Below are 22,493 nucleotides of genomic sequence, written 5' to 3'. Positions count from 1 at the left end.
GTCAGCGGACGGCGAGAAAGTCGCGCAGCTCGTCCTGGGTGGGCATGGCGGAGGAGCAGGCGAGCCGTGAGGCGACGAGGGCGCCGGCCGCGTTCGCGTAGCGCATGATCCGTTCCAGGTCCCAGCCCGCCAGGACGCCGTGGCAGAGCGCACCGCCGAACGCGTCGCCGGCCCCCAGTCCGTTGACGACCTCGACGGGCGTGGGCGGTACCTCGGCGACCGTGCCGTCTCGGTGCACGGCGAGCACGCCCTTGGGGCCCTGCTTCACGACGGCTAGCTCCACACCGGCGTCCAGCAGGGCCTGTGCGCAGGCATTCGGTTCACGCACGCCGGTCGCGACCTCGCACTCGGCGAGGTTGCCGACGGCGACGGTGGTGTGCCGGAGCGCCTCGGCATAGTACGGACGGGCCTCGGCGGGGTCCTTCCGGGCTGTGCCGTTCCAGAGTTCCGAGCGCCAGTCGAGGTCGAAGACGGTGATGCCCCGCTTGGCGCGTGCTTCGAGGGCGGCCAGCGTGGCGGAGCGGCTGGGCTCCTCGCACAGACCGGTGCCGGTGATCCAGAAGACGAGAGCGTTCCGGATGGCGTCCAGGTCTAGCTCCTCGGTCCTGATCTCCAGGTCGGGGGCCTTGGGCTGCCGATAGAAGTACAGGGGGAAGTCGTCCGGGGGGAAAATCTCGCAGAAGGTGACGGGCGTCGGATGGTCTGCCACGGGCGACACCCAGCGGTCGTCGACGCCGAACCCCCTGAGTGCCTCGTGCACATACCTGCCGAACGGGTCCTGTCCGGTTCGGGTGATCACGGCGGTGGAACGTCCGAGACGGGCGGAGGCGACCGCGACATTGGTAGCGGAGCCTCCCAGGAACTTGCCGAAGCTCTCGACTTTTTCCAGCGGCACCCCGGTCTGTAGGGGATATATGTCGACGCCCGTCCGACCCATGGTTATTACATCGAAAGAAGTGTTCATTCGCGGATCTCCTGCATGCGGGCGCGCATCTCCCCGTCGCGATCAGGAAGGCGAGGGGAAAGGGCCGGGGACGCCCGGCCATTTCAGGTGTAGAGGTCACGGACAACCACCGTCAAGCAATTGTTCTGACATCTTGCCTTGATGGGCAAATGATGTCATTGCAAACGTTGACCTCAGGGTGGCGTGACGGTTCTATCTCGTCATGAGCAACAGCCGTGTTAACGGCATGTGATCGGCAGTGTTCGCCGGTCAACCGCTTCTCCCTTTCCCCTGTAGCACAGTGAGGTGCCGGAAAGATGGACCGTTCCTCCCACGCCCGCTCCCGCAGAATCGTCCCCGTAGCCGCAGTGGCGGCAGCCGCCGCACTGCTGGTCGCCGGCTGCTCCAGCAGCTCCGGCGGCAAGCAGTCCGAAGAGAGCGGCTCGGCAGCCTCCGCAGGCAAGGCCGGCACTCCCCGTATGACGGTCGCGATGATCACGCACGCGGTCCCCGGCGACACGTTCTGGGACACCATCCGCAAGGGCGCCGAGGCCGCCGCAGCCAAGGACAACGTCAAGCTGGTCTACTCCTCGGATCCCAACGCGGGCAACCAGGCCAACCTGGTGCAGAACGCAATCGACCAGAAGGTCGACGGCATCGCGGTCACTCTCGCCAAGCCCGACGCCATGAAGGATGTCGTCGCCAAGGCCAAGGCGGCGGGCATCCCCATCGTCGGCTTCAACGGCGGTGTCGACGACTGGAAGAGCCAGGGACTGCTGTCCTACTTCGGTCAGGACGAGACGGTCGCCGGCGAGGCGATCGGCAGGAAGCTGTCCGCCCTCGGCGCCAAGAACGCCGTCTGCGTGATCCAGGAGCAGGGCCACGTCGCTCTGGAGGCCCGGTGCGCGGGCGTGAAGAAGGGGTTCACGGGCAAGACGCAGATCCTCTATGTCAACGGCGCCGACATGCCGGCGCTGAAGTCGACGATCACCGCCAAGCTCACGCAGGACAAGACGATCGACGAGGTCGTCACGCTCGGCGCCCCGTACGCGCTGACAGCCGTCCAGTCCATCGCCGACGCCGGCAGTAAGGCCAAGCTCGCCACGTTCGACCTCAACAAGGACCTCGTGAAGGCCGTCCAGAACGGCAGCATCCAGTTCGCCGTCGACCAGCAGCCCTACCTCCAGGGCTACCTGTCGGTCGACTCCCTCTGGCTCTACAAGACGAACGGCAACTACAGCGGCGGCAGCGAGGAGCCCGTGCTCACCGGCCCGGCCTTCGTCGACAAGACCAACGTCGACACCATCGCCACCTTCGCCGCGAAGGGTACCCGGTGACCACCATGACCCAGACCACGGCTCCGGCGACGGGCTCCCCGTCGCCGGCCCCGCCGGCGCACCAGAAGGACGGGCGCACCGCACAGCGCCCCTTGGCGATCCGGCTGTTGGCGCGTCCCGAGGTGGGGGTGTTCCTCGGTGCGGTCGCGGTGTACGTGTTCTTCCTGATCGCGGCGCCGCCGGTGCGTGACGGCAGTTCGATGGCCAACATCCTGTATCAGTCGTCGACGATCGGGATCATGGCGCTGCCGGTGGCGATGCTGATGATCGGCGGCGAGTTCGACCTGTCGGCCGGTGTCGCCGTCATCACCTCGGCGCTTACCGCCGCCATGATCTGTTACCAGCTGAGCATGAACGTCTGGGTGGGCGTGGTCGTCGCGCTGCTGGTGTCGCTGGCGGTCGGCTTCCTCAACGGCTGGATGGTCGTGAAGACTGGGTTGCCGAGCTTCCTGATCACGCTGGGCACGTTCCTGATCCTCCAGGGTGTCAACCTCGCGGTGACCAAGCTGGTCACCACGAACGTGGCCACCGACGACATCAGTGACATGGACGGCTTCGGTCAGGCGAAGAAGGTCTTCGCCTCGTCCTTCGACGTCGGCGGCGTCCAGGTCAAGATCACCATCGTGTACTGGCTGGTCTTCGCGGCCATCGCCACCTGGGTGCTGCTGCGGACGAAGTACGGCAACTGGGTCTTCGCGGTGGGCGGTAACAAGGAGAGCGCGCGGGCGGTCGGCGTGCCCGTGACGTTCACGAAGATCTCGCTGTTCATGCTGGTCGGTTTCGGTGCCTGGTTCGTCGGGATGCACCAGCTGTTCACGTTCAACACGGTGCAGTCGGGCGAGGGTGTCGGGCAGGAGCTGATCTACATCTCCGCGGCCGTCATCGGCGGCTGTCTGCTGACCGGCGGCGCCGGCTCGGCGATCGGCCCGGTCTTCGGGGCGTTCATGTTCGGGATGGTGCAGCAGGGCATCGTCTACGCGGGCTGGAACCCCGACTGGTTCAAGGCCTTCCTCGGCGTCATGCTCCTGGGCGCCGTCCTGATCAATCTGTGGGTCCAGCGCACGGCCACCCGGAGGTGACCCGAATGACAAGTACCAACGCAACCGGCACGCACGGGGCCGTCCTCGAGGAGAGCGTGCCCACGACGGACACCGCCCTCGTCGAACTGCGCGACGCGGGCAAGTCGTACGGCAACATCCGCGCCCTGCACGGCATTGACCTGAAGGTGTACTCCGGCAAGGTGACCTGTGTGCTGGGTGACAACGGCGCCGGCAAGTCCACCCTCATCAAGATCGTCTCGGGGCTGCACCAGCACACCGAGGGCGAGTTCCTCGTCCAGGGCGAGACTGTCCGCTTCTCCACTCCCCGTGAGGCTCTCGACAAGGGCATCGCCACCGTCTACCAGGACCTCGCGACGGTCCCGCTGATGCCGGTGTGGCGCAACTTCTTCCTCGGCTCCGAACTCACCAAGGGCCCCTGGCCCGTGCGCCGGCTCGACATCGAGAAGATGAAGAAGACCGCCGACGAGGAACTGCGCAACATGGGCATCGTCCTCGACGACCTCGAACAGCCCATCGGCACCCTCTCCGGCGGCCAGCGCCAGTGCGTCGCCATCGCCCGCGCCGTCCACTTCGGCGCCCGCGTCCTCATCCTGGACGAGCCCACCGCCGCCCTCGGCGTCAAGCAGTCCGGCGTGGTCCTGAAGTACATCGCCGCCGCCCGCGACCGCGGCCTCGGCGTCATCTTCATCACCCACAACCCCCACCACGCCTACATGGTCGGCGACCACTTCAGCGTCCTGCGCCTGGGCACCATGGAACTCAGTGCGGAGCGCAGTCGGATCACGCTGGAGGAGCTGACCAACCACATGGCCGGGGGCGCCGAACTCGCGGCTCTCAAGCACGAGTTGTCCCAGGTCCGCGGCGTGGACGTAGAGGAGCTCCCCGAGGAGGCCGACCTACAGGTCGGCGCCCCCCAGCCCAACTGACCCTCACCAGCACGGGAGACACCACGAACATGCCACCTCAGCAAGCACTGGGTGTTGCCGTCGTCGGCACCGGCAAGATGGGCGCGGACCATGTGCGCAGACTCCACGACGTCATCAGCGGGGCACGCGTGAGCGCCGTCGTCGACATCGAGGCGGAGCGCGCCAAGACGCTCGCGAACGCCATCGAAGGCTGCACGGCGTACACCGACCTCGCGGCGGCCATGGCGTCCCAGGACGTGGACGCCGTACTCATCGCTTCCCCGGGGCCGGCCCACGAGGCGGCCCTGCTGGAAGCCCTCAGCCGTGACCTGCCGGTGCTTTGCGAGAAGCCGCTCACCCCCGATGCGGCCGCCGCTCTTCGCGTACTTGAGGCGGAGCAGCGGCTCGGACACCGGCGTATCCAGGTGGGCTTCATGCGACGCTACGACACCGATTACATGAAGTTGAAGCGGCTCCTCGACGGCGGGGAACTCGGCAGGGCACTGATGCTGCACCATCGGCACCGGAACCTGTCGATGCCGCCGTGGTTCACCGAAGAGATGCTCATCAACGACTCGGTGGTCCACGAGATGGACGTGACGCGCTGGCTGCTTGATCAGGAGATCACGGCGGTCACCGTGCACAAGCCGGCCCCGACGTCGCACGCTCCGGCCGGTATGAACGACCCTCAGTTCATCCTCTTCGAAACCGACTCGGGCGCCCTGGCCGACGTCGAGATCTTCGGCCACTGCGGCTACGGCTACCAGGTGCACGCCGAAGCTGTCTGCGAGCGGGGCACCGTGCGCATCGGTGACGAGCACGGGCCGCGGACGAGCGCCGACGGCCACTGGGGCGGACGTATCACGCCGGACTACGTCGAGCGGTTCGAGGACGCATACGACCGTGAGGTGCAGGGCTGGGTGGATGCCACGCGGCGCGGGGAGGTCACCGGCCCCGGCGTCTGGGACGGCTACGCGGCAGCGGCCGTGTGCGAGGCGGGCGTGCTGTCCCAGCGGGAGGGACGGCGCGTCGAGGTCGAGATGATCGAACGGCCGGCCTTGTACCGGTAGTCCGTGGACACAACGGGGGAGGGCGGTACCGGTCCGGTACCGCCCTCCCCCGTTCGCTCTTCGTCATGCAGGGGCCGGAAGGACCGTACGCGGCCGGATCGGGAACCCGGCCGCCCGGTAGCAGGTGTCGATGAGCCGCATGGTGGTCAACGCGTCGTCGGCGTCGAGCGCCAGCGGTGCGCCGTGCCGCAGGTGGGCGGCGAAGGCCTCCAGCTGGTAGGTGTACGAGGACCGGCGGCCGAGCTCCTCGGTGCGCTCCCCGGCGGCCGTACGCACGACGACCCGGTCGTCCAGGTGCGGCTGGACGAAGTTCACCACCGTGGCTTCGCCGCGCGAGCCCACGACGTGGCAGCTCATCTGCCAGGTGTCGTGGGCCATGTGGCAGCGGGCGCTGCCCGTGGCACCGCCCGGGAACTCCAGATCGGCGTCCAGCCACTCGTCGACCCCCGGGGCCCCGGCCTTCTCACCACCGCGCGCGGCGACGAGCCGGGGCGCCCCGCCCGCCCAGGGCGCGAGCATGCGCTGGGCGTGCAGGCTGTAGCACCCGAGGTCCATCAGCGCGCCGCCCGCGAGCGGGAGCGACCACCGTAGGTCGCTGTCCGGCGGGGCGGGCATGGCGACCATGGTCTCCACGTGCCGGAGTTCGCCCAGCGTTCCGCTGTCCAGCAGTTCGTGCAGGCGCAGGGTGACCGGGTGGAACAGGTAGTGGAAGCCCTCCATGAACACCGTGCCCGCCTTGGCGGCGGCGTCGTGGACCTCGGCCGCCTCCGCCGTATTGCTCGCGGACGGCTTCTCGGTCAGGACGTGCTTGCCGGCCTGGAGGGCGGCCAGGTTCCACGGCCCGTGCAGGCTGTTGGCCAGCGGGTTGTAGACGACCTCGATCTCCGGGTCGGCGACAAGGTGGGCGTAGGAGCCGGCCACCCGTTCCACACCGTGCGTGGCGGCGAAGGCCTCGGCCCGGTCCCGGTCGCGGGCGGCCACCGCGACGAGGCGGTGGCCGCCGGCGCGGGCCGGCCCGACGATGGACAGCTCGGCGATCCGGGCCGCGCCCAGGACGCCGATCCGCAGGGGCTCGTCCGTCATCCCTTACGCACCTCGTCGAGTCGTACGGGCCGGTGCTCATGGAGGGACAGGGTGCACGCCTCGGCGATCCAGCTCGCCTCGATGGCGTCCGCGACCGTGCACGGGGAGGTACGGGTGCCCGCGACGACCTCGGTGAACGCGGTGAGTTCGGCGCGGTAGGCGGCGGTGAAGCGGTCCATGAAGAAGTCGTGCGGGGTACCGGCCGGGAAGGTCGCCCCGGGCTCCACCGACCGCAGCGGCAGCTTGTCCTCCAGGCCGACCGCGATGCTGTCCTTCATGCCGTGCAGTTCCAGGCGCACGTCGTAACCGCGGGCGTTGTGGCGGGAGTTGGAGATGACGGCGATCGCGCCGTCGTCGAGGGTGAGCAAAGTGGACGCCGTGTCGACGTCGCCCGCCTCACGGATGTAGTCCGCGCCGCGGTTGCCGCCGGTCGCGTACACCTCGACCACCTCGCGGCCGGTCACCCAGCGCACGATGTCGAAGTCGTGCACGGAACAGTCGCGGAAGATGCCGCCGGAGACGGCCACGTAGGCGGGCGGCGGCGGTGCGGGGTCGAGAGTGGTGGACCGTACGGTGTGCAGGTCGCCGAGCTCACCGCTCACCACGGCCTCGCGCGCGGCCACACAGCCCGCGTCGAAGCGTCTGTTGTAGCCGATGTGCACCTCGACGCCGCTGCCCTCCACCGCACGCAGCACCTCCAGGCTCTCCTCGACGCCGCGGGCCACGGGCTTTTCGCAGAAGACGGGGATGCCCGCCTTCACGGCGGCGAGGATGAGCCGGGGGTGCGCATCGGTCGCGGCGGCGATCACGACGCCGTCGACTCCGGCGGCGAGCACCGCTTCGGGGGAGTCCACCGCGGTGGCCCCGAACCGTTCGGTAGCCGTCGCGACGGCTGCGGCCACCGGGTCGGTGACCACCAGGGAGTCCACCGCGTCCAGCCCGGACAGGGTTTCCGTGTGGAAGCTGCCGATCCGGCCCAGCCCCATGATGCCAATACGCATGATCTTGCTCCTTCAGCCCGAGGGCGGTTCAGTCCTGGCCGCCGAAGACGTTCTGGTCCCAGTCGATGACCGAGCCGGTCACCACCCCGCTACGGTCGGAGAGCAGGAAGACGACGAAGTCGGCGATCTCGTCGACCTGCCCGAGCTTGCCCATCGGCTGAGACCGGGCGGCCTTCTCCCGCCAGTCGTCACCCGCGTCGTGGAAGGCGCGCTGAGTGGCGTCCTCCCCCTCGGTGTCCGTCCACCCGATGTTGAGGCCGTTGATCCGGATGCGGTCCCAGCGGTGCGCGTGGGCGGCGTTGCGCGTCAGGCCCCCCAGACCGGCCTTGGCCGCCGAGTACGGCGCCAGGTGGGGCGGACCGCCGTGCGCGCAGTTGGAGATGATGTTGACGATGGTGCCCGGCGCCTTGCGGGCCGTCATGTCGGCCACCGCCGCCTGCATCGCGAAGAACGGCGCGCGCAGATTGATCGCCATGTGCTGGTCGAAGAGTTCCGGCGTGGTGTCGAGGAGCGAGCCGCGCGACGTCAGCCCCGCCGCGTTGACCAGGCAGTCGACGCGTCCGTGAGCATCGATGGCCTGTACGGCGCTGTCGCGTGCCTGCGCCGGGTCGGAGAGGTCCGTCTGCACGAAGCGCGCACCCGTGTCCGCGGCGAGCTTCTCGCCCAGATCGGCCCGGCGGCCGGTGAAGACGACGTTCGCGCCTTCCCGCACGGCTGCCCGTACGATGCCCGCGCCGACGCCCTGGCTGCCGCCGTTGACGAGGACGACCAGATTTTCGAGCAGAGGGGTCTCAAGCAGTCCCATGAGTGCTGTGTCCTTTTCAGCTTCGGCGGCGCTTGGCGGCGGCCTGCAGTTCCTGGCTCAGCCGTTGCGGGGCCCAGCCCTCGACGACGGCCTGCCGGAGGGTGTCCGCCTGGGAGGGCGGGGCGAGACCGTCGACCGGCGGGTCGAGGTCGAGGTCGGTGGGGAAGGGGTAGCCCTCGGCGATGGCCGCCACCACGCGGCGCAGCCAGTCCTGCGACATGCCCTCGGCCTTGCGGCGCAACAGCACCGGGAACAGCGCGTTCGCCATCGCCTCGCGGTCCACCGTCTCCATGGCGCGGCCGAAGGCGGAGGAGATCTGCAGCAGATTGGCCATGCGCCTGATGTCGGCCGAACGGTTGTGGCCGGCGGCGTGGAAGAGCGCCGGGTTGAAGAAGACCGCGTCGCCCTTCTCCAGCGGGAGTTGGACGTGATGGGCGTCGAAGTACTCGACGAACTGCGGCAGTCGCCAGGCGAGATAGCCGGGCTCGAACTTCTGCGAGTGCGGCAGGTACAGCGTCGGGCCGGACTCGACGGGCATGTCGCAGTGCGCCACCGCGCCCTGGAGGGTCAGCACCGGTGAGAGGCGGTGGACGTGCGCTGGGTAGGCGGCGGCGCGCTCCTGGGAGAGGAAGCCGAGGTGGTAGTCGCGGTGCACGCTCTGCGCCGCGCCCCCTGGGTTGACCACGTTGACCTGGGAGGTCACCTGGTAGGCGGGGCCGAGCCAGGCCTCGGCGATCAGCTCCAGGATGTCGTTGGCGTAGTAGTCGGCGAACGCCTCCGGCGCCCGTACGGCCACCTTGTCCAGGGCGTTCCAGACGCGGTCGTTCGCGCCGGGCTCGGCGAAGTGGTCGCCGCGGGCCGCACCGGTGGCGCGCTCCTCCTCGATCAGCGCGTGGAAGGCCTCGGACGTCGCGTCCACGACGGCCGCGTCGGTGAAGGCGCGCTTGAGGACCACGATGCCGGGCCCGTCGAGCAGGGCCCGTATCAATTCGTCCTGCACGCTCCGGCGGCCCTGCGGGGTGGCCGACAGGGAGCGCAGCCGTGCGCTGTCGTAGAGCGGGACGTTGTGCTCCACCCGCTCGGCCGAGGGGTGATCGGCGAGGTCGGTGCGCTGCTCCACCAGTGAGCGGAACGCGTCGAGATCGCAGTCCGCCTCGGTCAGCCAAGTCCGCGCTCCCGCGGCTGTGGGAGACATCCGGGTCCTTTCGCAGTCCGTGCATTTCTGCCAGTCTTGAGAACCCGAACACATCATTCAATGCTTATCAGTACATCAAAAATCCATCATCATCCTTGGGATCAGTCATGCGACACCCCTACCCGATCAGGGAAATCGCTCGCCAGGCCGGACTGAGCACGGCCACCGTCGACCGCGTCCTCAACGACCGGGGCAACGTGACGGAGAGCACCATCAGGGAGGTGCACGAAGCCATCAAGGACCTGGACCGCCAGCAGAGCCAGGTCCGGCTCGGCGGCCGCACCTTCATGATCGACATCGTGATGCAGACCCCGGAGCGGTTCTCCACCGCGGTGCGGGACGCGCTCGAAGCCGAGCTGCCCTCCCTGCATCCCGCTCTCGTGCGCTCACGCTTCCACTTCCGGGAATCCTGCCCTCCCGAGGAACTGATCGGAACCCTGGACAAGATCGCCAAGCGTGGCACGCAGGGCGTGATCCTCAAAGCTCCCGACGAGCCAGAGATCACCGCCGCGGTCGGCCGGCTCGTCGCGGCCGGCATCCCCGTCGTCACCCTGGTGACCGACCTGCCCCACAGCGCCCGTCTGGCGTACGTCGGCATCGACAACCGCGCGGCTGGCGCCACCGCCGCCTACCTCCTCGGACAGTGGCTGGGCAAGCGGGCCGGCAACGTGCTCACCACCATCAGCCGGGGCTCTTTCCGCGGGGAGGAGGAACGCGAGATGGGCTTCCGCAGCGCGATGCGTCTCGCCGATCCCAGGCGATCCCTGGTGGAGGTCACCGACAGCGACGGACTGGACGCCACCCAGCACGATCTCGTGCTGGAGGCGCTCAAGCGGGACGAGGACATCATCGCTGTCTACTCCGCGGGCGGGGGCAACCTCGCCACCCTCGACGCCTTCGACGCGCTCGGACGGGAGTGCGAGGTGTTCATCGCGCACGACCTCGACCACGACAACACCCGCCTGCTGCGCGAGCGCCGCTTGTCCGCGGTCCTCCACCATGACCTGCGCCAGGACATGCGCCGCGCCTGCCAGGTCATCATGCGCGCCCACAAGGCACTCCCCGACGACGGCCCCTCGCTTCCCTCGGCGATCCAGGTGGTCACGCCGTTCAACATGCCGCCAGGTGCTCCGACCGTGCCGATCGTCGACTGAAGCGCTGCGAGGCTTCGCTCGGGTGTACGCGACGGCCGGGCGGCGCAGCAGACCGGTGGTCACTTCAGCGGCGACGCTCTCGTCCCGTGTCAGCTCCTCGACGCCCTTCACCTTGTCGGCAGCCTTGACCTTTGCGACGACGGCGGGGCGCCGCAGGATGTCCGGGGCGATCGCGGCGGCGACCTCGTCCTCGCGGGACAGCTCCTCGACCGCCCTGACCTTGTCGGCGGGCTTGACCTGGGCGATCACGGCCGGACGGCGCAGCAGGTCGCCGGTCACCGTCGCCGCGACCTCCCGCCGCCTTCAAGGACGACGCGTCGATATCAGAGGGGCGCCCGCGGCCCGCACCAGCTGCACCCGGCCAAGCCGCGTGGTCTCCCGCGGGGGTCCGGGAGGCGCGGCGGGCCCCGCGGTCGCAGAGGGGCAGCAACGCTCAGCAAGGGGATCCGTCGGGGTGCGCCAACCGAGTGGTGGACGGCTGCCGGGTTGCCCTGGAGAGGCGGTTGGCGAGGATCACCAATCCGCTCGTTGAGCAGTTCCGAATTGCCTGGGTGCGGGGTTCGGAGACGAGGGCCGCCCGAGCGGCTGCCGGCGCGAGGAATACGGGAGGGCGGCGCTCCTGAGCCCCCGTGCACGGCGGTGTATCGGGGGCTCAGTCTGGTGGCAGCCGCTCAAGGTCTTGCTGTCACAGAACAGGCGTCATGGAGGGGGAGCGGGAGGTTCGGCCGGCTGTTGGGTTTGGGCCGCGGGATCTGGCGCCGGGGAGGGACGGCGGCCTGCCGGATGCGGGTGATGTGGTCCAGGCCTGCTGTGTAGTCCGCGGCTTGGGCGGCCTTTTTGAGGAATGTGTCCTCGTGGCGCCGTCGCATGGCTTCTGTCCCACAACTTCGGCTCCGCGGCTCAGCCGGGCGGCAGGTTTGGGCGGGGCCGGGCTACTCAGGACGATCTAGGTGCTCGCGCCCAAGCGGAGCACGGTGCCCGCTGCCTAACCTCCGGAGCATGAGTTCCGTTGAGCAGACAGTCGGGTCGAGTGAACAGCTGAGGGTGCGGCAGCGGCAGCGGGGCACGACATCGTTTGTGCTGGGCGCTGCCGCCGTCGCGATGATGGTGTGCCCGTTTCTGCCTGCCTGGGTCCCGCCCTGGTTCCGCTTCTTTCCCGTGTACTTCATTGTGCCCGCGGGGATCGGTGCGGTCGCCTGCGGCCTTGCCGCGCTGCGCAGGGCGCGGGGCCAGCAGGAGGCGATTCCCTCGCGGGCGCGGGCGGGAGTCGCACTCGGCACGACGGCCGTTGTGCTGTCGCTGGCCGTGATTGTCTGGGCGATCTGGGCGCTGAACCAGGCCTACCAATAGATGCCGAGTACGCGGCCCCGGAGTGGGTGGGCGATACCTACGCAGGCCGGGGCCGCAGACGTTCCTGCCGTGTCCTGTCAACGGTGTGTGACGTTGCCCTGATCATGGACGGATACGAACACCTTGACCTCGATGAGATCGACTTTGCGCCCATGGAGCACGACACCGAGCGGTTGCGCCTGCTGACGCTGGACGAGGCGTACGAGCTGATCCAAGTGCGCACAGCCGCAGAGGAAGGCGGGGCGGCCGCGCAGGAGGCGGGCCGCCTGGCGCGCGAGATCGGCGCGCGCATCCCGTCGAAGAGCTGACGAGGTGCCGGCCGCGGCCGGCACAGCTTCTGCCCCCATGCCCGGCTGCCGTGAGGGCGCACGCTGTTACTCACTTTCGGGTGACGATCCGCCCCGGACCAGGCTGGCGAGATCCGGTGAAATCCAGCTGCTGCAAGGGCTGTGAGATCCCTTCAGCCGTCAACATGACGCCACTGGCATAAATGGACGATGCAGCTGAGAGTCACAGAAACATGGGTAACGAGTAACACAGTCCATGTTTCCATCCCAACTCCCGCATGAGGCGGACAGAGGCGTCCCACGCCGACGCCGGATAGATCACGGAGCCGCACTGGAGTACTACGACGGGTCGGCGGCATGCTCTCGCAGGAAGGCTCCGGCATGAGCGGCGGCCTCTTCCTTCGTCGCGTACCAGGTGTCGTCCTCGGCGGCGCCGCGCGTTTCGTCCGCGCCCTTGCCCGACCAGGTCCAGCCGCGGGACGACGGGTCCTGCGCCAGTTCGGCTGTGCCGCCGAAGAGTTGGAGCGCTGTGCCTGTCCGCGCTGGTGCGGTCGAGGGGCGGGGGACCGCGTCGGGCCACTTCTTGCGCGCGCCCTGCCGGGTGATGCCCCAGACCGCACCCATCTGCTCGTAGCTCGCGCCGTAGGAGCCGGCTGTCGCCGCGGCGATCGCCGTCAGCCGCTTGATCTCCGTGTCCACCGCCTTCCAGGCGGCGAGGACGGACAGAGTCACATCAACCGGGTCTGCCTCCCACATGCGGGCCTCGGACAGCTCCGACTCGCGGGAGCGAATGGCCGCCGCGAGCGGGTTGAGGGCATCAGTAAGGGCCTTCCCCAGCTCGGCCCGCTCTTCGGAGGTGATCTCAATCGAAGCCATGCGACAACTATAGTTACCGAGATCCATATCGACAACTTTAGTTTCCGGCTCGAGAGGGTGGCGGCCAGGTGGAAGCTTCCGCAGGCCGAGCTGTAGCCGTCACCCTTGATGCGGAGGGCGGGGCTACGGCCCTGTTCCATCAGTGCAGGAGCGGCGCATCCCCAACGGCGCCATCCCCGCACCGTCTGCCCGGCTGCGCCCCCAGACGGAAGCAGCCAGCGTGCGGAGACTATGTGACGAACCGTTCGACGCTCACCGCGCCGAAGCGGCTCGCCCGTCACCCGGCCGCTCACTAACTCCAGACCGAGCGTCACCAGTGCCTGGAGCTTGTCGGCGGTGACTTTCCAGCGCCTGCTGGGTGCGGCGGGGGAGGGACGCTTGGGCCCCGCCTGGCGCATTGTGCTGCTCTGATCGGGGGATGCCATGTCAGACCTGATCCCTAACGTCCGCTGTGGACAAGGTTCCGCCACCGAGCGAAGGAGACAGTGATGGTGTTCGTCGGGGTCCACGGAGAGCGGGGGCGCATCGACGTCACCCAGGCTGACCTCGGCTGCGGCCGCGACAGGGCGAGCATCTACAAGACCAAGCGGCCCGCACCGCTGACCTGCTACGAGTGCGACTGGCGCCTCCACCTGGTCCACGAGACCCACAGCGCGTACGACCTGTGGTTCCTGCGGCACGCCAACCCAGCACCTCACTGCGAAGCCAGGGCCGCCGGCGAGGGCGTGGTCCGGGGAGGAGAGGACGCCCTGGTGCGACTGTGGCGGAGCACCCACTCCGCAGAGCAGGTACCCACGGCCTGAGGGCCAGGTTCACGCCTGCCTTGGAGGCTCACGCCCTCGCCCAGTCCAGTCCGGGAGCTGCGAGTGCAGCGAGCCGTTCAGCGGTGAGCTCCCTTGCATGGAACGGCTGTTCGGGAGAAAGGCCTCCAGCTTCAGTGCTCCGCACCCTCGACCATCACCGTTTCCACCTGGGGGTTGTCACAGACCCGTTCGGGCCCGGTACTGCGCAAGGTCGTCCTGTCCGTCGCGACCGCCGACGGCGGCAGGTGAACACCTTCTATGTTCCCTTCCCTTTCGGTGACGTCGGCCGAGTGGGCACTCCTCTGCGCCGCGTGATTCGCCGGCATGCGGTGGGATGGGGGCTGGCGTGAACCACTCGAACGGTCTTGTTCGCGCTGTTGTACTGCGTTTATGGCAGATCAGAAGCGGTGCTCGGTGGTTCGGACCGGGCATTACGAGGGAGCTCAGGGCGGTGTCTTCGGGGCGGGCATCAGCGCGCAGTCGGCGGGGGCGGAGCGGTTGTGTCTGCACCGGCTGGTGATGGCCGCGGGCAGCCGGGGCCGGCCTCACCTGCATGAGGGTCACGAATCGGCCATTTTCATCCAGTCCGGACAGGTCGAGGTGTGGCACGGGGAAGGGCTTGCCGAGCATGTGGTGCTGCGCGCGGGCGACTACATCCACATCCCGGCGGACGTCCCGCACATGCCGGTGAACAGCGGCACGCAGGAGATGGTGTGCCTGGTGGCGCGGACCGACCCGAACGAACAGGAGGGGGTCCGGCTGCTGGACCTGCCGGCGTGGCTGGAGGACCGGGTCGGCCCTGTGGCGGTGGGGGCGGGCTGAGCCACAAGCGGCACCCCCTTCCTGGGACGGCCCCGGTCCCGCACCGGCGCGAAGCATGACGGGACACCGGTCGAGAGGCCCCCGCCAGATTCTGGCGGGGGCCTCTTCACACGCAGGGTGACTGCTCAGGAGGCAGCGCCGGCGCCGCCGATCCCGCTGAGGCCGCCGGTCAAGGAGCTGAGGGACTGGCGGGTCCGTGATTCCTCCGGCTGAGGGCGCTGGCCCGTCTGGAACAAGAGAATGCCCAGCTACGGCAGGCCGTCAACTCCCATGCGGTGGTCGACCAGGCGATCGGTGTCCTCGTCGCGGTCCACCGGATTGCGTCGGCCGCCGGGTTCGAGGTGCTGCGTGAGGTCTCCCAGCACACCAACGTCAAGCTGCACACGGTCGCCGAGATGGTGATCGGCTGGGCGCTGGGGCAGTCACTGCCGGAGACGGTGGAGCGGGAGCTGGGCCAGGCCGTGCAGTGCCGCTCGGGTCAGGACGACGTCCCGGGCCGGCCGCAGTAGGGCGGTCAGGGTTCGAGGGCCTGCTCGAGGGTGGGGTGGCAGGTGATGAATGTGTCGATGCCGACCAGTCGCAGGACATGCAGCACGGGTGTCTGGGCGGCGGCGAGACGCAGCCATCCCTCGGCGGCACTGACGGCCTGGTGGGCGAGGATGAAGACGTTGATGCCGCTGGAGTCCATGAAGGTCACCCTGCTGAGGTCCACCACGATCCGCGACGCCTGTGCCGCGCTGTCCGCGGACAGCAGGGCTGCGCTGAGCAGCTCTTGGACGTCGTGGTCGATCTCGCCCTGCACGGTCACGACGCGCACGCCGTCGACCGTTCGGTGTGCGACGGAGAACCGGTCGGGCCGGTCCGTTTGCTCGATGTTGCTCACCGTCTTCTCGAATGCGCTTGGGCCTGCCCCCAGGACAGGGCGTGCACGGACGATTCTGCCCCACCGCCTGAACCCCATACACGCAGACGGCCGTGGCGAATGACATGCCTCAGACATGCAGGACGGGATCGGGGGTAGTGGCGCGCTCGTGAATGGTGAATGAGGGCGACGCCAGAGGCATCCCATAACGGCGGCGACGGCCCTCCGGCGCCGGATGAGTACCTGATCCGCGCCGGCTACGCCCTCGGGGGTGACGACGGCTGCATCGCCGACGCCCGCCGGCACGCCCTCGCCTTCCTCGACCAGGCCGCAGCCGACTATCCCCTGTCGGTGCCCGCCCGCACGAGGGACCTGACCCAGCTGGTGGTCAGCGAGCTGGTCACCAACGCCTGCAAATACGCCCCCGGCCCGGTCCTGGTGGAACTGCGGATCAGCACCCGTGCCGTGGACGTCGTGGTGTGGGACAGCGACCCCACGGTGCCCGCGGCCCGGGCCGCGGATCCCGACCGGATCGGCCAGCACGGCCTGGAGATCGTCAAAGCTGTCGCCAAGGACCTCGTCGTCGAGCAGCAGCCGGTCGGCAAGCGCATCACGGCCCGCATCCCCCTGCTCGACACCCCGGCAGCGGCCCCAGCGCCCTCAGCCTGACGAGCACCGGGCCCGGACATTGCCGGAGCCAGGGACGCTGCCTACGTGAGAGATGTCGGGTTCGTCGAAGGTGCCGGTGGTCGTTGGCCGGCAGTCAGGACGGTGGCCGCGCAGCCGGGTTGGCCGGAATTTCGTACGGCCGGGGAATGCTGCCGAGCAGATCCGGGCTCCGGCCGGAGAGGCGCTGACTGTTGGTCTCCGGGTCGGCCGGGTGCTGCTTCTAAGGAAACTGTCACGGCCAGGCACCCGTGAGGACCCAGATCAACACCCGCCCCGAACCGGATACTCCAAGGAGAGCCACACAGGTGTTGAAGCTCCTATAGATCGTCAAGCTGGTCAGCTGTCGTGGCTGGGTCGTACTGTGCCCCGATGCGCTACTTGGTGGAGCCCTTCATCATCGGGGCCTTGAGGCGGGGTCGTTCGGTTGAGCAGTTCCTCGGGCCGGTCGGCTCACCCGAGCGCCTCGGTGTGAGGTATGCCGAGGTCCGATCGGCGAAGACGTCGTACGCGGTCTACGTCCATGCCGTCGAAGATGTCGGGCACGAGAATTTTCTGCAGGGAGCCTGCGGAGTAGGTCATCTGGCGGGCTGACTCGGGGCGGATCAATCGTCGGGACAAGCTATGAGCGTGAGAGGTAGCGATAAGACAGGGTGGAGGGATGCCTGAGTCGTTCTTGCCCGGAGGTTTCGTCAATGCGGTCGTTCGTTCCTGTGACCGACCCGATATCCACGCCGACAGCAGCACCCGCGCACCGAACCCCCTGGGCGGCATCACCAGAGGTCGCCCTGGCGTCGTTCATGTGAAGCAGCAGCGGCTGGTCAGCACTGCAGGCAACGGTTGGCGATCTTGAGTGCTGCGGAAGCTCACCACTGCGGACAGCTTGCCGAGATCACCTGCACCTCACCATCGTTGGCGGTCGCTACCTGACCAGGGTGCAGGGCGACACCGCGCCGCCTAATCTTCATGCTCATGCCCGACGAACGCTTCCTCGCCGCGACCCGAGCCTCCTATGACGTCATGGCCGTGGAGTACGCCGAAAAGGTGGACTCTGACCTGGACGCCAAGCCACTCGACCGTGCCCTGCTGGTCGCCTTTGCCGAGCTGACGCAGGCAGGCGGAAATGGTCCTGTCGCCGATGTGGGATGCGGACCCGGCCAGGTCACGGCGGCCCTGCACCGTTTGGGACTGAACGCGTTCGGTATCGATCTGTCGCCCGAGATGATCGCCGTGGCCCGCCGCACCTACCCGGAGCTCCGTTTCGAGGTGGGATCGATGCTGGCCCTGGATCTACCGCAGGCGTCCGTTGGCGGGTTGCTCGCTTACTACTCGATCATCCACATCCCATGGGAACGACGAACGGAAGTGTTCCTCGAGTTCCACCGGGTCCTCGCACCGGGCGGGCAGTTAATGCTCGTCTTCCAGGTCGGTGACGGCCAGGGTCACCGCGCCGAGGCGTTCGGCAAAGCGATCTGCGTCGACTGGTACCGGCAGCAACCGGACGAGATCGCAGGACTGTTGCGACGCGCCGGGTTCGAAGTCTGGGCTACGACTACAGCCTGCAGAAGAGTCGGGGGCTCGGACTGCCAGGTAGGCCGTATCGCTGGTCGATGCTGCGGCAGACGTTCCGGACGCGCTGCGGATAGCAGATGGGCGAGCGGCAGTCCTCCAGCCCCGCCTCCGCCGGGCATGCGGCGACCGGGCGGTAGTCGTGCTGGCGCAGGACGAAGGACGTCATCAGGGCATGCCCCTGGTTCGGGGCCACCAGCGGGCCGTAGGTCCGTTCGGTGAGGAAGCTGCTGCCGTCGGTGACCGTTATGAGGTCCGCCACGCCGTCGCCCTGCCCGTCATCGCCGCGGGCGGGATCGCCACCGCCGCCGATGCGACGGCCGTGCTGCGCGCTGGCGCGGTGGCTGCCATGGTCGGCACTGTTCTGCTGCGCACCAGGAGAGCGGACCCGACCGGGGCTCAGGCGCTGCTGCGGCCTTGGCTGCCTCCGCCGGATGCAGCCAGGTGGGCTTGGAGCCACACGGGGCCCTGACGGACAGGCGGGGCGCTACCCCTGGAGTCCATCCCCCTTTCGGCAGTCGGCTCGCGGTCGCCCCTTGCGTGATCAGCGACGAGCCTCCATTATCAGGAATCCTGATACTTTAAGTTTGTAGCGATGGGGTCCAGTCATGTCATTCAGGCCCAGAATCCAGGCCAGAGGGGTTCAGCTGTTGCTCGGCCGAATGATGAGCCGCGTGCACAAGGATCTGCGCTTCACCGACATCCCGAAGCGCACGGAATCCATCCGGGTGGAGACCGGCGCCGGACTGGTGACGTGCACCGTCTACCGCCCGTCGGCCGTCGCAGCCCCTGCCCCCGTGTACGTCAACTTCCACGGCGGCGGTTTCGTGGTCGCCCGCCCCCAGCAGGACGACCACATCTGCCGCTACATAGCCGCCACGGCCGACTGCGTGGTGATCAACGTGGACTACGCTGTTGCCCCGCAGCGGCCGTACCCGGTACCCGTCACCCAGGCGTACGACGTCACGGCCTGGGTGGCCGAGAGCGGCACCGCCAACAACTGGGACGGTTCGCGACTCGCCGTGGGCGGACATAGCGCCGGGGCCAACCTGACCGCCGCGGTCTGCCGCACCGCTCGGGACCGCGGCACCTTCACGCCCCGCCTCCAGATCATCGACTCGGCACCGCTCGACCAGCTCGCCGACCCGGCCACCAAGCAGTCACCCATCGTCAAGCCCCTGCTTACCCCTCAGCTCATGCGGGTCTTCACCGCCGCCTACGTCTCCGATCCCGCCGACCTGGCCCATCCGCTGGTGTCGCCCGGATTGGCCGACGACCTAGCCGGGCTGCCGCCCGCCCTGGTCATCACCGCGGAGAACGATCGCCTGCGCGAGGAGGGCGATGCGTACGCCAAGGCCCTGGAAGCTGCCGGCGTTCCGGTCACCCACCGTTGCTTCGAGGGTGTCGACCACTACTTCACCCACACCGGCCCGGTACCGGCCGGGAAGGAAGCCATCGATCTGATGGCCACCACCCTGCGCACGGCACTCACCGCCTGACCGCTGACAGGGGCCGACAGTCCTTGTGTCAACACGCTGCCTTGGTGACACCTATCGTGCTTCGGTTATGCGCTGTTGAGCTGTCCACGGACTATCGTCCAGCGTCATGTCGATCACCGGGTGGCGAATGCATTGCATCGCCCGCTGTCCTGGAGGCACCATCGCCGGAGGGCCTGCCAACCTGAGCCGGCTAGGGAAGGAGAACACCGACCTGCGCCGCACCCTCGCTCTGTACGAGGAGGCCATCCGCCAGCAGGTCCTCGAAAACGACGCCCTGCGCAGTGGCGGCACCGTTCTCCGCTGCCCAACCGCAGCACGCCCGCGCCACCCGGGCCGTCCTGAATCCGACACCCCCGGAGGCGTCTGGCGTGCGAAAGGACGCTGTGCGTGGAGCGCAACCGACTACCGATGATCAAGGGGAGTCATCAAGCCGTGCGTGCCGACGACGTGCCCGTTCCCACCCGGGTCGCATCCGCGCCCCAGCTGGCCAGCAGTCGCAGAGCCTCCGCCGACGGGGAGTTCGGTTCGGCGTGGTAGGTCACCAACATCTGCTCGCGGGCGTCGGCCTGGTGGAACGACTCGAGGCGGAGGTCGAGTTCGCCGACGAGCGGGTGGTGCAGGCGCTGGGTGCCGTGGCACTTCTCCTTGACGTCGTGGGTGGCCCACAGCCGCCTGAATTCCTCGCTCTTCACGGAGAGTTCGCCCACCAGCGCGGACAGCCGGGGGTCGTCCGGATGGGAGCCGGCGTCCATGCGCAGTTGAGAGACGACGTCGCTGGCTTTGTGCTCCCAGTGCACGAACAGGTCGCGGTACTCGGGCCTCAGGAACACCAGCCGCGCCCAGTTCTGCTCCCTAGCCGGCAGCTCGGCCCAGTCGCCGAAGACCGCCGCGGCCATCCGGTTCCAGACGAGGATGTCCGAGCGCCGCCCCACGAGGATCGCCGGAACGCCGTCCATGGTGTCCAGCAGCGTCCGCAGGGGACCTCGCACCTGCTGGGCGCGGCCGGCCGGCTTCTTCTTCTGCTGCTTCGGCTTCGCCAGGTGCGTGAGGTGGGCGTGCTCGGCGTCGCTCAGCCTGAGCGCGCGGGCGATGGCGTCGAGGACCTCCGCCGACACGTGCCGCCCGTTGCCCTGTTCCAGCCGCGTGTAGTACGCCACGGACACCCCGGCCAGCTGCGCCAGCTCCTCGCGGCGCAGCCCCGGCACCCGCCGGTACCGTCCGAAGTCCGGCAGCCCCACGTCCTCCGGCTTCAGCCGGGCCCGCCGGGTGCGCAGGAACTCGCTGAGCTCGGCACGCGGGTCCAGCGCGCCGGCGGCGGGCTCGTGCACCGGTTCGGGGTATTCGTCCATGCCTCGAGTATCCACGGTCGCACGCACGCCAGCCTGACCCAACCAGTGGTAGGCACAGCGCACGTACGCAATGCCGTGGCCTGGGTGGATGCCGGCCCCTCCGGGACGCTGGTCACCGTGTCCGGCCGGAAGGCGGCCGGGGCGTGGCGTGCATCAAGAACGGAGTACATCCCATGAGCGCAACACAGGGGATCGAGTCGAGGACGCACCGGACGGAAACGGCTGCGGAGGTGGTGGGCCGCCTTCGTGCGACGTTCAACACCGGCGTCACCCGCCCACTGGACTGGCGCGTCAGCCAGCTGCAGCGGCTGCGGGCCCTGCTGGTCGAGAACGAGCAGGAGCTGATCGAAGCGCTCTGGGCGGATCTGAGGAAGAACGCCGCCGAGGCGAAGATGCAGGAGATCGACTTCACCGTCGCCGACATCGACGAGACGCTGGCGAATCTCGAGAGCTGGCTTGAGCCTCGGCCGGTGGAGGTTCCTGCCCACTTCGGTCCCACGACCACGGCCTACACCACGTACGACCCGCTCGGGGTCGTCCTGGTGATCGCTCCGTGGAATTTCCCGCTGCACCTTCTCATCGACCCGATCATCGGCGCGCTGGCCGCCGGGAACACCGTGGTGGCCAAGCCGAGCGAGATGTCGGTGCACACATCGGCGGTGGCTTCACGCCTGCTGCGTGAGTACTTCGACGCCGATGTGCTCACCGTGGTCGAGGGGGGTGCCGAGGAGACCACGGCCCTGCTGGCGCAGCGTTTCGACCAGATCTTCTACACGGGCAATGGCACGGTCGGCCGGATCGTCATGGCAGCAGCGGCCAAGAACCTCACCCCGGTCACGCTTGAACTCGGGGGCAAGTCGCCGGTCTTCGTGGCGCCCGACGCCGACGTGGACGAGACCGCGAAGCGGCTGGTCGGCGCCAAGTTCGGCAACGCGGGGCAGCAGTGCATAGCCCCCGACTACGTTCTGGCCGATCCTGCCACCACTGCCGCACTGGTTCCCGCCCTCCGCGTGGCGGTCGAAGCTCAGTTCGGTACCACTCCGCAGACCTCAGCCGACTTCGGCCGGATCATCAACGAGCGGCACTTCGACCGGCTCACCGCTCTGCTGGACTCCGGCCGGGCGGCGGTGGGAGGCCAGCACGACCGTGACGACCTGTTCATCGCACCGACGGTGCTCACCGATGTCGACCCCGCATCGCCGGTCATGCAGGAGGAGATCTTCGGTCCGATCCTCGCCGTCGTCGAAGTCGAAGACCTCGATGCCGCCATCGCCTTCATCAACGAACGCGAAAAGCCCCTCGCGCTCTACGCCTTCACCGACTCCGAGGCCACCAAGTCGCGCCTCGTGAAGGAGACGTCCTCCGGCGGCGTCGCCTGGGGCCAGCCGGTGATGCAACTGCTCATGCCCGGCCTGCCTTTCGGTGGCGTCGGCGAAAGCGGCATGGGCCGGTACCACGGCCGGTACTCCCTCGAGACGTTCAGCCACCTCAAGGCTGTCGCGGACGTGCCGCTCAGCTAAGCCCGCGCCTTCGTGAAGCGGGCTGTCCGATGGGCGATCGGCCGGCGGAAGCGCCTCGCCAGTGCGAACGAGGATCGCTGAGATCGCTGTTCCCGCCACCGCCGGAAGCGCGTTCCAGGTGAAGCCGTGTATCGGTCCTCTTCGCGGGGGCGCGACGAGGGAGCCGGTCGCGGCGCGGCCTCCAGACACCGATCCGTACCGGGTCCGGCGGCGGCACCCATGACTTCGTCACCTGGCTTACTGCTGATCGTGCGCAAGGAACGAACACCCGTACTTCGGCGGGCAGTTGCGCTTGACCGGCGTCGACGCCGACGGTATGCGGCTCTCACCGCGTTC

General features: G+C 68.6%; 23 protein-coding genes and 2 pseudogenes. 15 read left to right on the top strand and 10 right to left on the bottom strand.

Going from position 1 to position 22,493, the window contains the following annotated elements:
* Window position 1 precedes the first annotated feature (1 nt).
* On the bottom strand, window positions 2-964 hold the full coding sequence (iolC, locus tag G9272_RS01460; RefSeq protein WP_171394808.1) for a 5-dehydro-2-deoxygluconokinase: 963 nt from the start codon (window positions 962-964) through the stop codon (window positions 2-4).
* 296 nt (window positions 965-1,260) lie between these two features.
* Here iolC and G9272_RS01455 point away from each other — a divergent pair, with 296 nt between their 5' ends.
* From G9272_RS01455 to G9272_RS01440, 4 genes are read left to right on the top strand one after another with little or no spacing between them, the layout of a single operon-like run.
* Window positions 1,261-2,280, top strand: a complete 1,020-nt coding sequence (locus tag G9272_RS01455) for a sugar ABC transporter substrate-binding protein (RefSeq protein WP_171394807.1) — start codon at window positions 1,261-1,263, stop codon at window positions 2,278-2,280.
* A gap of 5 nt (window positions 2,281-2,285) precedes the next feature.
* Window positions 2,286-3,359 carry an ABC transporter permease gene (locus G9272_RS01450; protein WP_171401777.1) on the top strand — a complete coding sequence of 358 codons (1,074 nt, stop codon included), beginning with the start codon at window positions 2,286-2,288 and terminating at the stop codon, window positions 3,357-3,359.
* Between the two features lie 5 nt (window positions 3,360-3,364).
* Window positions 3,365-4,267: an ATP-binding cassette domain-containing protein gene (locus G9272_RS01445; RefSeq protein ID WP_171394806.1), complete on the top strand. Its 903-nt coding sequence runs from the start codon at window positions 3,365-3,367 to the stop codon at window positions 4,265-4,267.
* Between the two features lie 29 nt (window positions 4,268-4,296).
* On the top strand, window positions 4,297-5,316 hold the full coding sequence (locus G9272_RS01440; RefSeq protein ID WP_171394805.1) for a Gfo/Idh/MocA family protein: 1,020 nt from the start codon (window positions 4,297-4,299) through the stop codon (window positions 5,314-5,316).
* Between the two features lie 63 nt (window positions 5,317-5,379).
* Here G9272_RS01440 and G9272_RS01435 read toward each other — a convergent pair whose 3' ends face one another.
* From G9272_RS01435 to G9272_RS01420, 4 genes are read right to left on the bottom strand one after another with little or no spacing between them, the layout of a single operon-like run.
* Window positions 5,380-6,399, bottom strand: coding sequence for a Gfo/Idh/MocA family protein (locus G9272_RS01435; RefSeq protein WP_171394804.1), 1,020 nt, complete (start codon window positions 6,397-6,399; stop codon window positions 5,380-5,382).
* Window positions 6,396-7,400: a Gfo/Idh/MocA family protein gene (locus tag G9272_RS01430; RefSeq protein ID WP_171394803.1), complete on the bottom strand. Its 1,005-nt coding sequence runs from the start codon at window positions 7,398-7,400 to the stop codon at window positions 6,396-6,398. Before G9272_RS01430 ends, G9272_RS01435 begins: the two co-directional genes overlap by 4 nt.
* A gap of 28 nt (window positions 7,401-7,428) precedes the next feature.
* Entirely contained in the window at window positions 7,429-8,205 is a 777-nt protein-coding gene (locus G9272_RS01425) for an SDR family oxidoreductase (protein ID WP_171394802.1), read from the bottom strand.
* Between the two features lie 16 nt (window positions 8,206-8,221).
* Window positions 8,222-9,400: a phytanoyl-CoA dioxygenase family protein gene (locus G9272_RS01420; RefSeq protein WP_171394801.1), complete on the bottom strand. Its 1,179-nt coding sequence runs from the start codon at window positions 9,398-9,400 to the stop codon at window positions 8,222-8,224.
* A 107-nt stretch (window positions 9,401-9,507) separates the two neighbouring features.
* Between G9272_RS01420 and G9272_RS01415 the strand changes: the two genes are divergently transcribed.
* On the top strand, window positions 9,508-10,554 hold the full coding sequence (locus tag G9272_RS01415) for a LacI family DNA-binding transcriptional regulator (RefSeq protein ID WP_171394800.1): 1,047 nt from the start codon (window positions 9,508-9,510) through the stop codon (window positions 10,552-10,554).
* Window positions 10,555-10,629: 75 nt separating this feature from the next.
* Here the strand turns inward: G9272_RS01415 and G9272_RS44985 are convergent.
* A pseudogene (locus G9272_RS44985) lies at window positions 10,630-10,803 on the bottom strand (DUF6192 family protein); the annotation flags it as partial.
* Between the two features lie 750 nt (window positions 10,804-11,553).
* On the opposite strand from G9272_RS44985, the gene G9272_RS01410 reads away from it, so the two are divergent.
* Window positions 11,554-11,904: a hypothetical protein gene (locus G9272_RS01410; protein ID WP_253267654.1), complete on the top strand. Its 351-nt coding sequence runs from the start codon at window positions 11,554-11,556 to the stop codon at window positions 11,902-11,904.
* A gap of 104 nt (window positions 11,905-12,008) precedes the next feature.
* Entirely contained in the window at window positions 12,009-12,212 is a 204-nt protein-coding gene (locus G9272_RS01405; protein ID WP_253267653.1) for a DUF6417 family protein, read from the top strand.
* A gap of 318 nt (window positions 12,213-12,530) precedes the next feature.
* Here the strand turns inward: G9272_RS01405 and G9272_RS01400 are convergent, their stop codons facing one another.
* Complete coding sequence (locus G9272_RS01400; RefSeq protein ID WP_253267652.1) at window positions 12,531-13,067, bottom strand: hypothetical protein; 537 nt, start codon at window positions 13,065-13,067, stop codon at window positions 12,531-12,533.
* Window positions 13,068-13,555: 488 nt separating this feature from the next.
* Between G9272_RS01400 and G9272_RS01395 the strand changes: the two genes are divergently transcribed.
* The 3 genes from G9272_RS01395 to G9272_RS01385 all read left to right on the top strand — a co-directional run bounded on the left by G9272_RS01395 (window position 13,556) and on the right by G9272_RS01385 (window position 15,201).
* On the top strand, window positions 13,556-13,870 hold the full coding sequence (locus G9272_RS01395; protein WP_171394798.1) for a hypothetical protein: 315 nt from the start codon (window positions 13,556-13,558) through the stop codon (window positions 13,868-13,870).
* A gap of 390 nt (window positions 13,871-14,260) precedes the next feature.
* Window positions 14,261-14,692, top strand: coding sequence for a cupin domain-containing protein (locus G9272_RS01390; RefSeq protein ID WP_171394797.1), 432 nt, complete (start codon window positions 14,261-14,263; stop codon window positions 14,690-14,692).
* 209 nt (window positions 14,693-14,901) lie between these two features.
* The gene (locus G9272_RS01385) at window positions 14,902-15,201 is read left to right on the top strand and encodes an ANTAR domain-containing protein (protein WP_171401774.1); all 300 of its coding nucleotides are present in this window, start codon (window positions 14,902-14,904) and stop codon (window positions 15,199-15,201) included.
* A gap of 5 nt (window positions 15,202-15,206) precedes the next feature.
* Here the strand turns inward: G9272_RS01385 and G9272_RS01380 are convergent, their stop codons facing one another.
* Window positions 15,207-15,575 carry an STAS domain-containing protein gene (locus tag G9272_RS01380; RefSeq protein WP_171394796.1) on the bottom strand — a complete coding sequence of 123 codons (369 nt, stop codon included), beginning with the start codon at window positions 15,573-15,575 and terminating at the stop codon, window positions 15,207-15,209.
* Between the two features lie 159 nt (window positions 15,576-15,734).
* Between G9272_RS01380 and G9272_RS01375 the strand changes: the two genes are divergently transcribed.
* Together G9272_RS01375 and G9272_RS44980 are read left to right on the top strand one after the other, a co-directional pair.
* A complete protein-coding gene (locus G9272_RS01375) occupies window positions 15,735-16,223 on the top strand; it encodes an ATP-binding protein (RefSeq protein ID WP_171394795.1) in 489 nt (162 codons plus the stop codon).
* A gap of 963 nt (window positions 16,224-17,186) precedes the next feature.
* Window positions 17,187-17,756: pseudogene (locus G9272_RS44980) on the top strand (class I SAM-dependent methyltransferase); the annotation flags it as partial.
* A 16-nt stretch (window positions 17,757-17,772) separates the two neighbouring features.
* On the opposite strand, the gene G9272_RS44975 reads toward G9272_RS44980, so the two are convergent.
* Complete coding sequence (locus G9272_RS44975) at window positions 17,773-18,051, bottom strand: hypothetical protein (RefSeq protein WP_253268293.1); 279 nt, start codon at window positions 18,049-18,051, stop codon at window positions 17,773-17,775.
* Here G9272_RS44975 and G9272_RS01365 point away from each other — a divergent pair.
* On the top strand, window positions 17,932-18,261 hold the full coding sequence (locus G9272_RS01365) for a nitronate monooxygenase (RefSeq protein ID WP_171394793.1): 330 nt from the start codon (window positions 17,932-17,934) through the stop codon (window positions 18,259-18,261). The genes G9272_RS44975 and G9272_RS01365 overlap by 120 nt on opposite strands.
* A 193-nt stretch (window positions 18,262-18,454) precedes the next feature.
* On the top strand, window positions 18,455-19,288 hold the full coding sequence (locus G9272_RS01360) for an alpha/beta hydrolase (RefSeq protein ID WP_253268152.1): 834 nt from the start codon (window positions 18,455-18,457) through the stop codon (window positions 19,286-19,288).
* Window positions 19,289-19,713: 425 nt separating this feature from the next.
* On the opposite strand, the gene G9272_RS01355 is transcribed toward G9272_RS01360, so the two are convergent.
* Window positions 19,714-20,637, bottom strand: coding sequence for a helix-turn-helix domain-containing protein (locus G9272_RS01355; protein WP_171394791.1), 924 nt, complete (start codon window positions 20,635-20,637; stop codon window positions 19,714-19,716).
* A gap of 173 nt (window positions 20,638-20,810) precedes the next feature.
* Between G9272_RS01355 and G9272_RS01350 the strand changes: the two genes are divergently transcribed.
* Complete coding sequence (locus tag G9272_RS01350; protein WP_171394790.1) at window positions 20,811-22,157, top strand: aldehyde dehydrogenase family protein; 1,347 nt, start codon at window positions 20,811-20,813, stop codon at window positions 22,155-22,157.
* The last annotated feature ends 336 nt before the right edge of the window (window positions 22,158-22,493 follow it).

This window comes from Streptomyces asoensis, from assembly GCF_013085465.1.
Lineage (GTDB): Bacteria > Actinomycetota > Actinomycetes > Streptomycetales > Streptomycetaceae > Streptomyces > Streptomyces cacaoi_A.
Note: the sequence above shows the minus strand (reverse complement) of the source record. Positions and strands in the feature narration are given on the sequence as shown.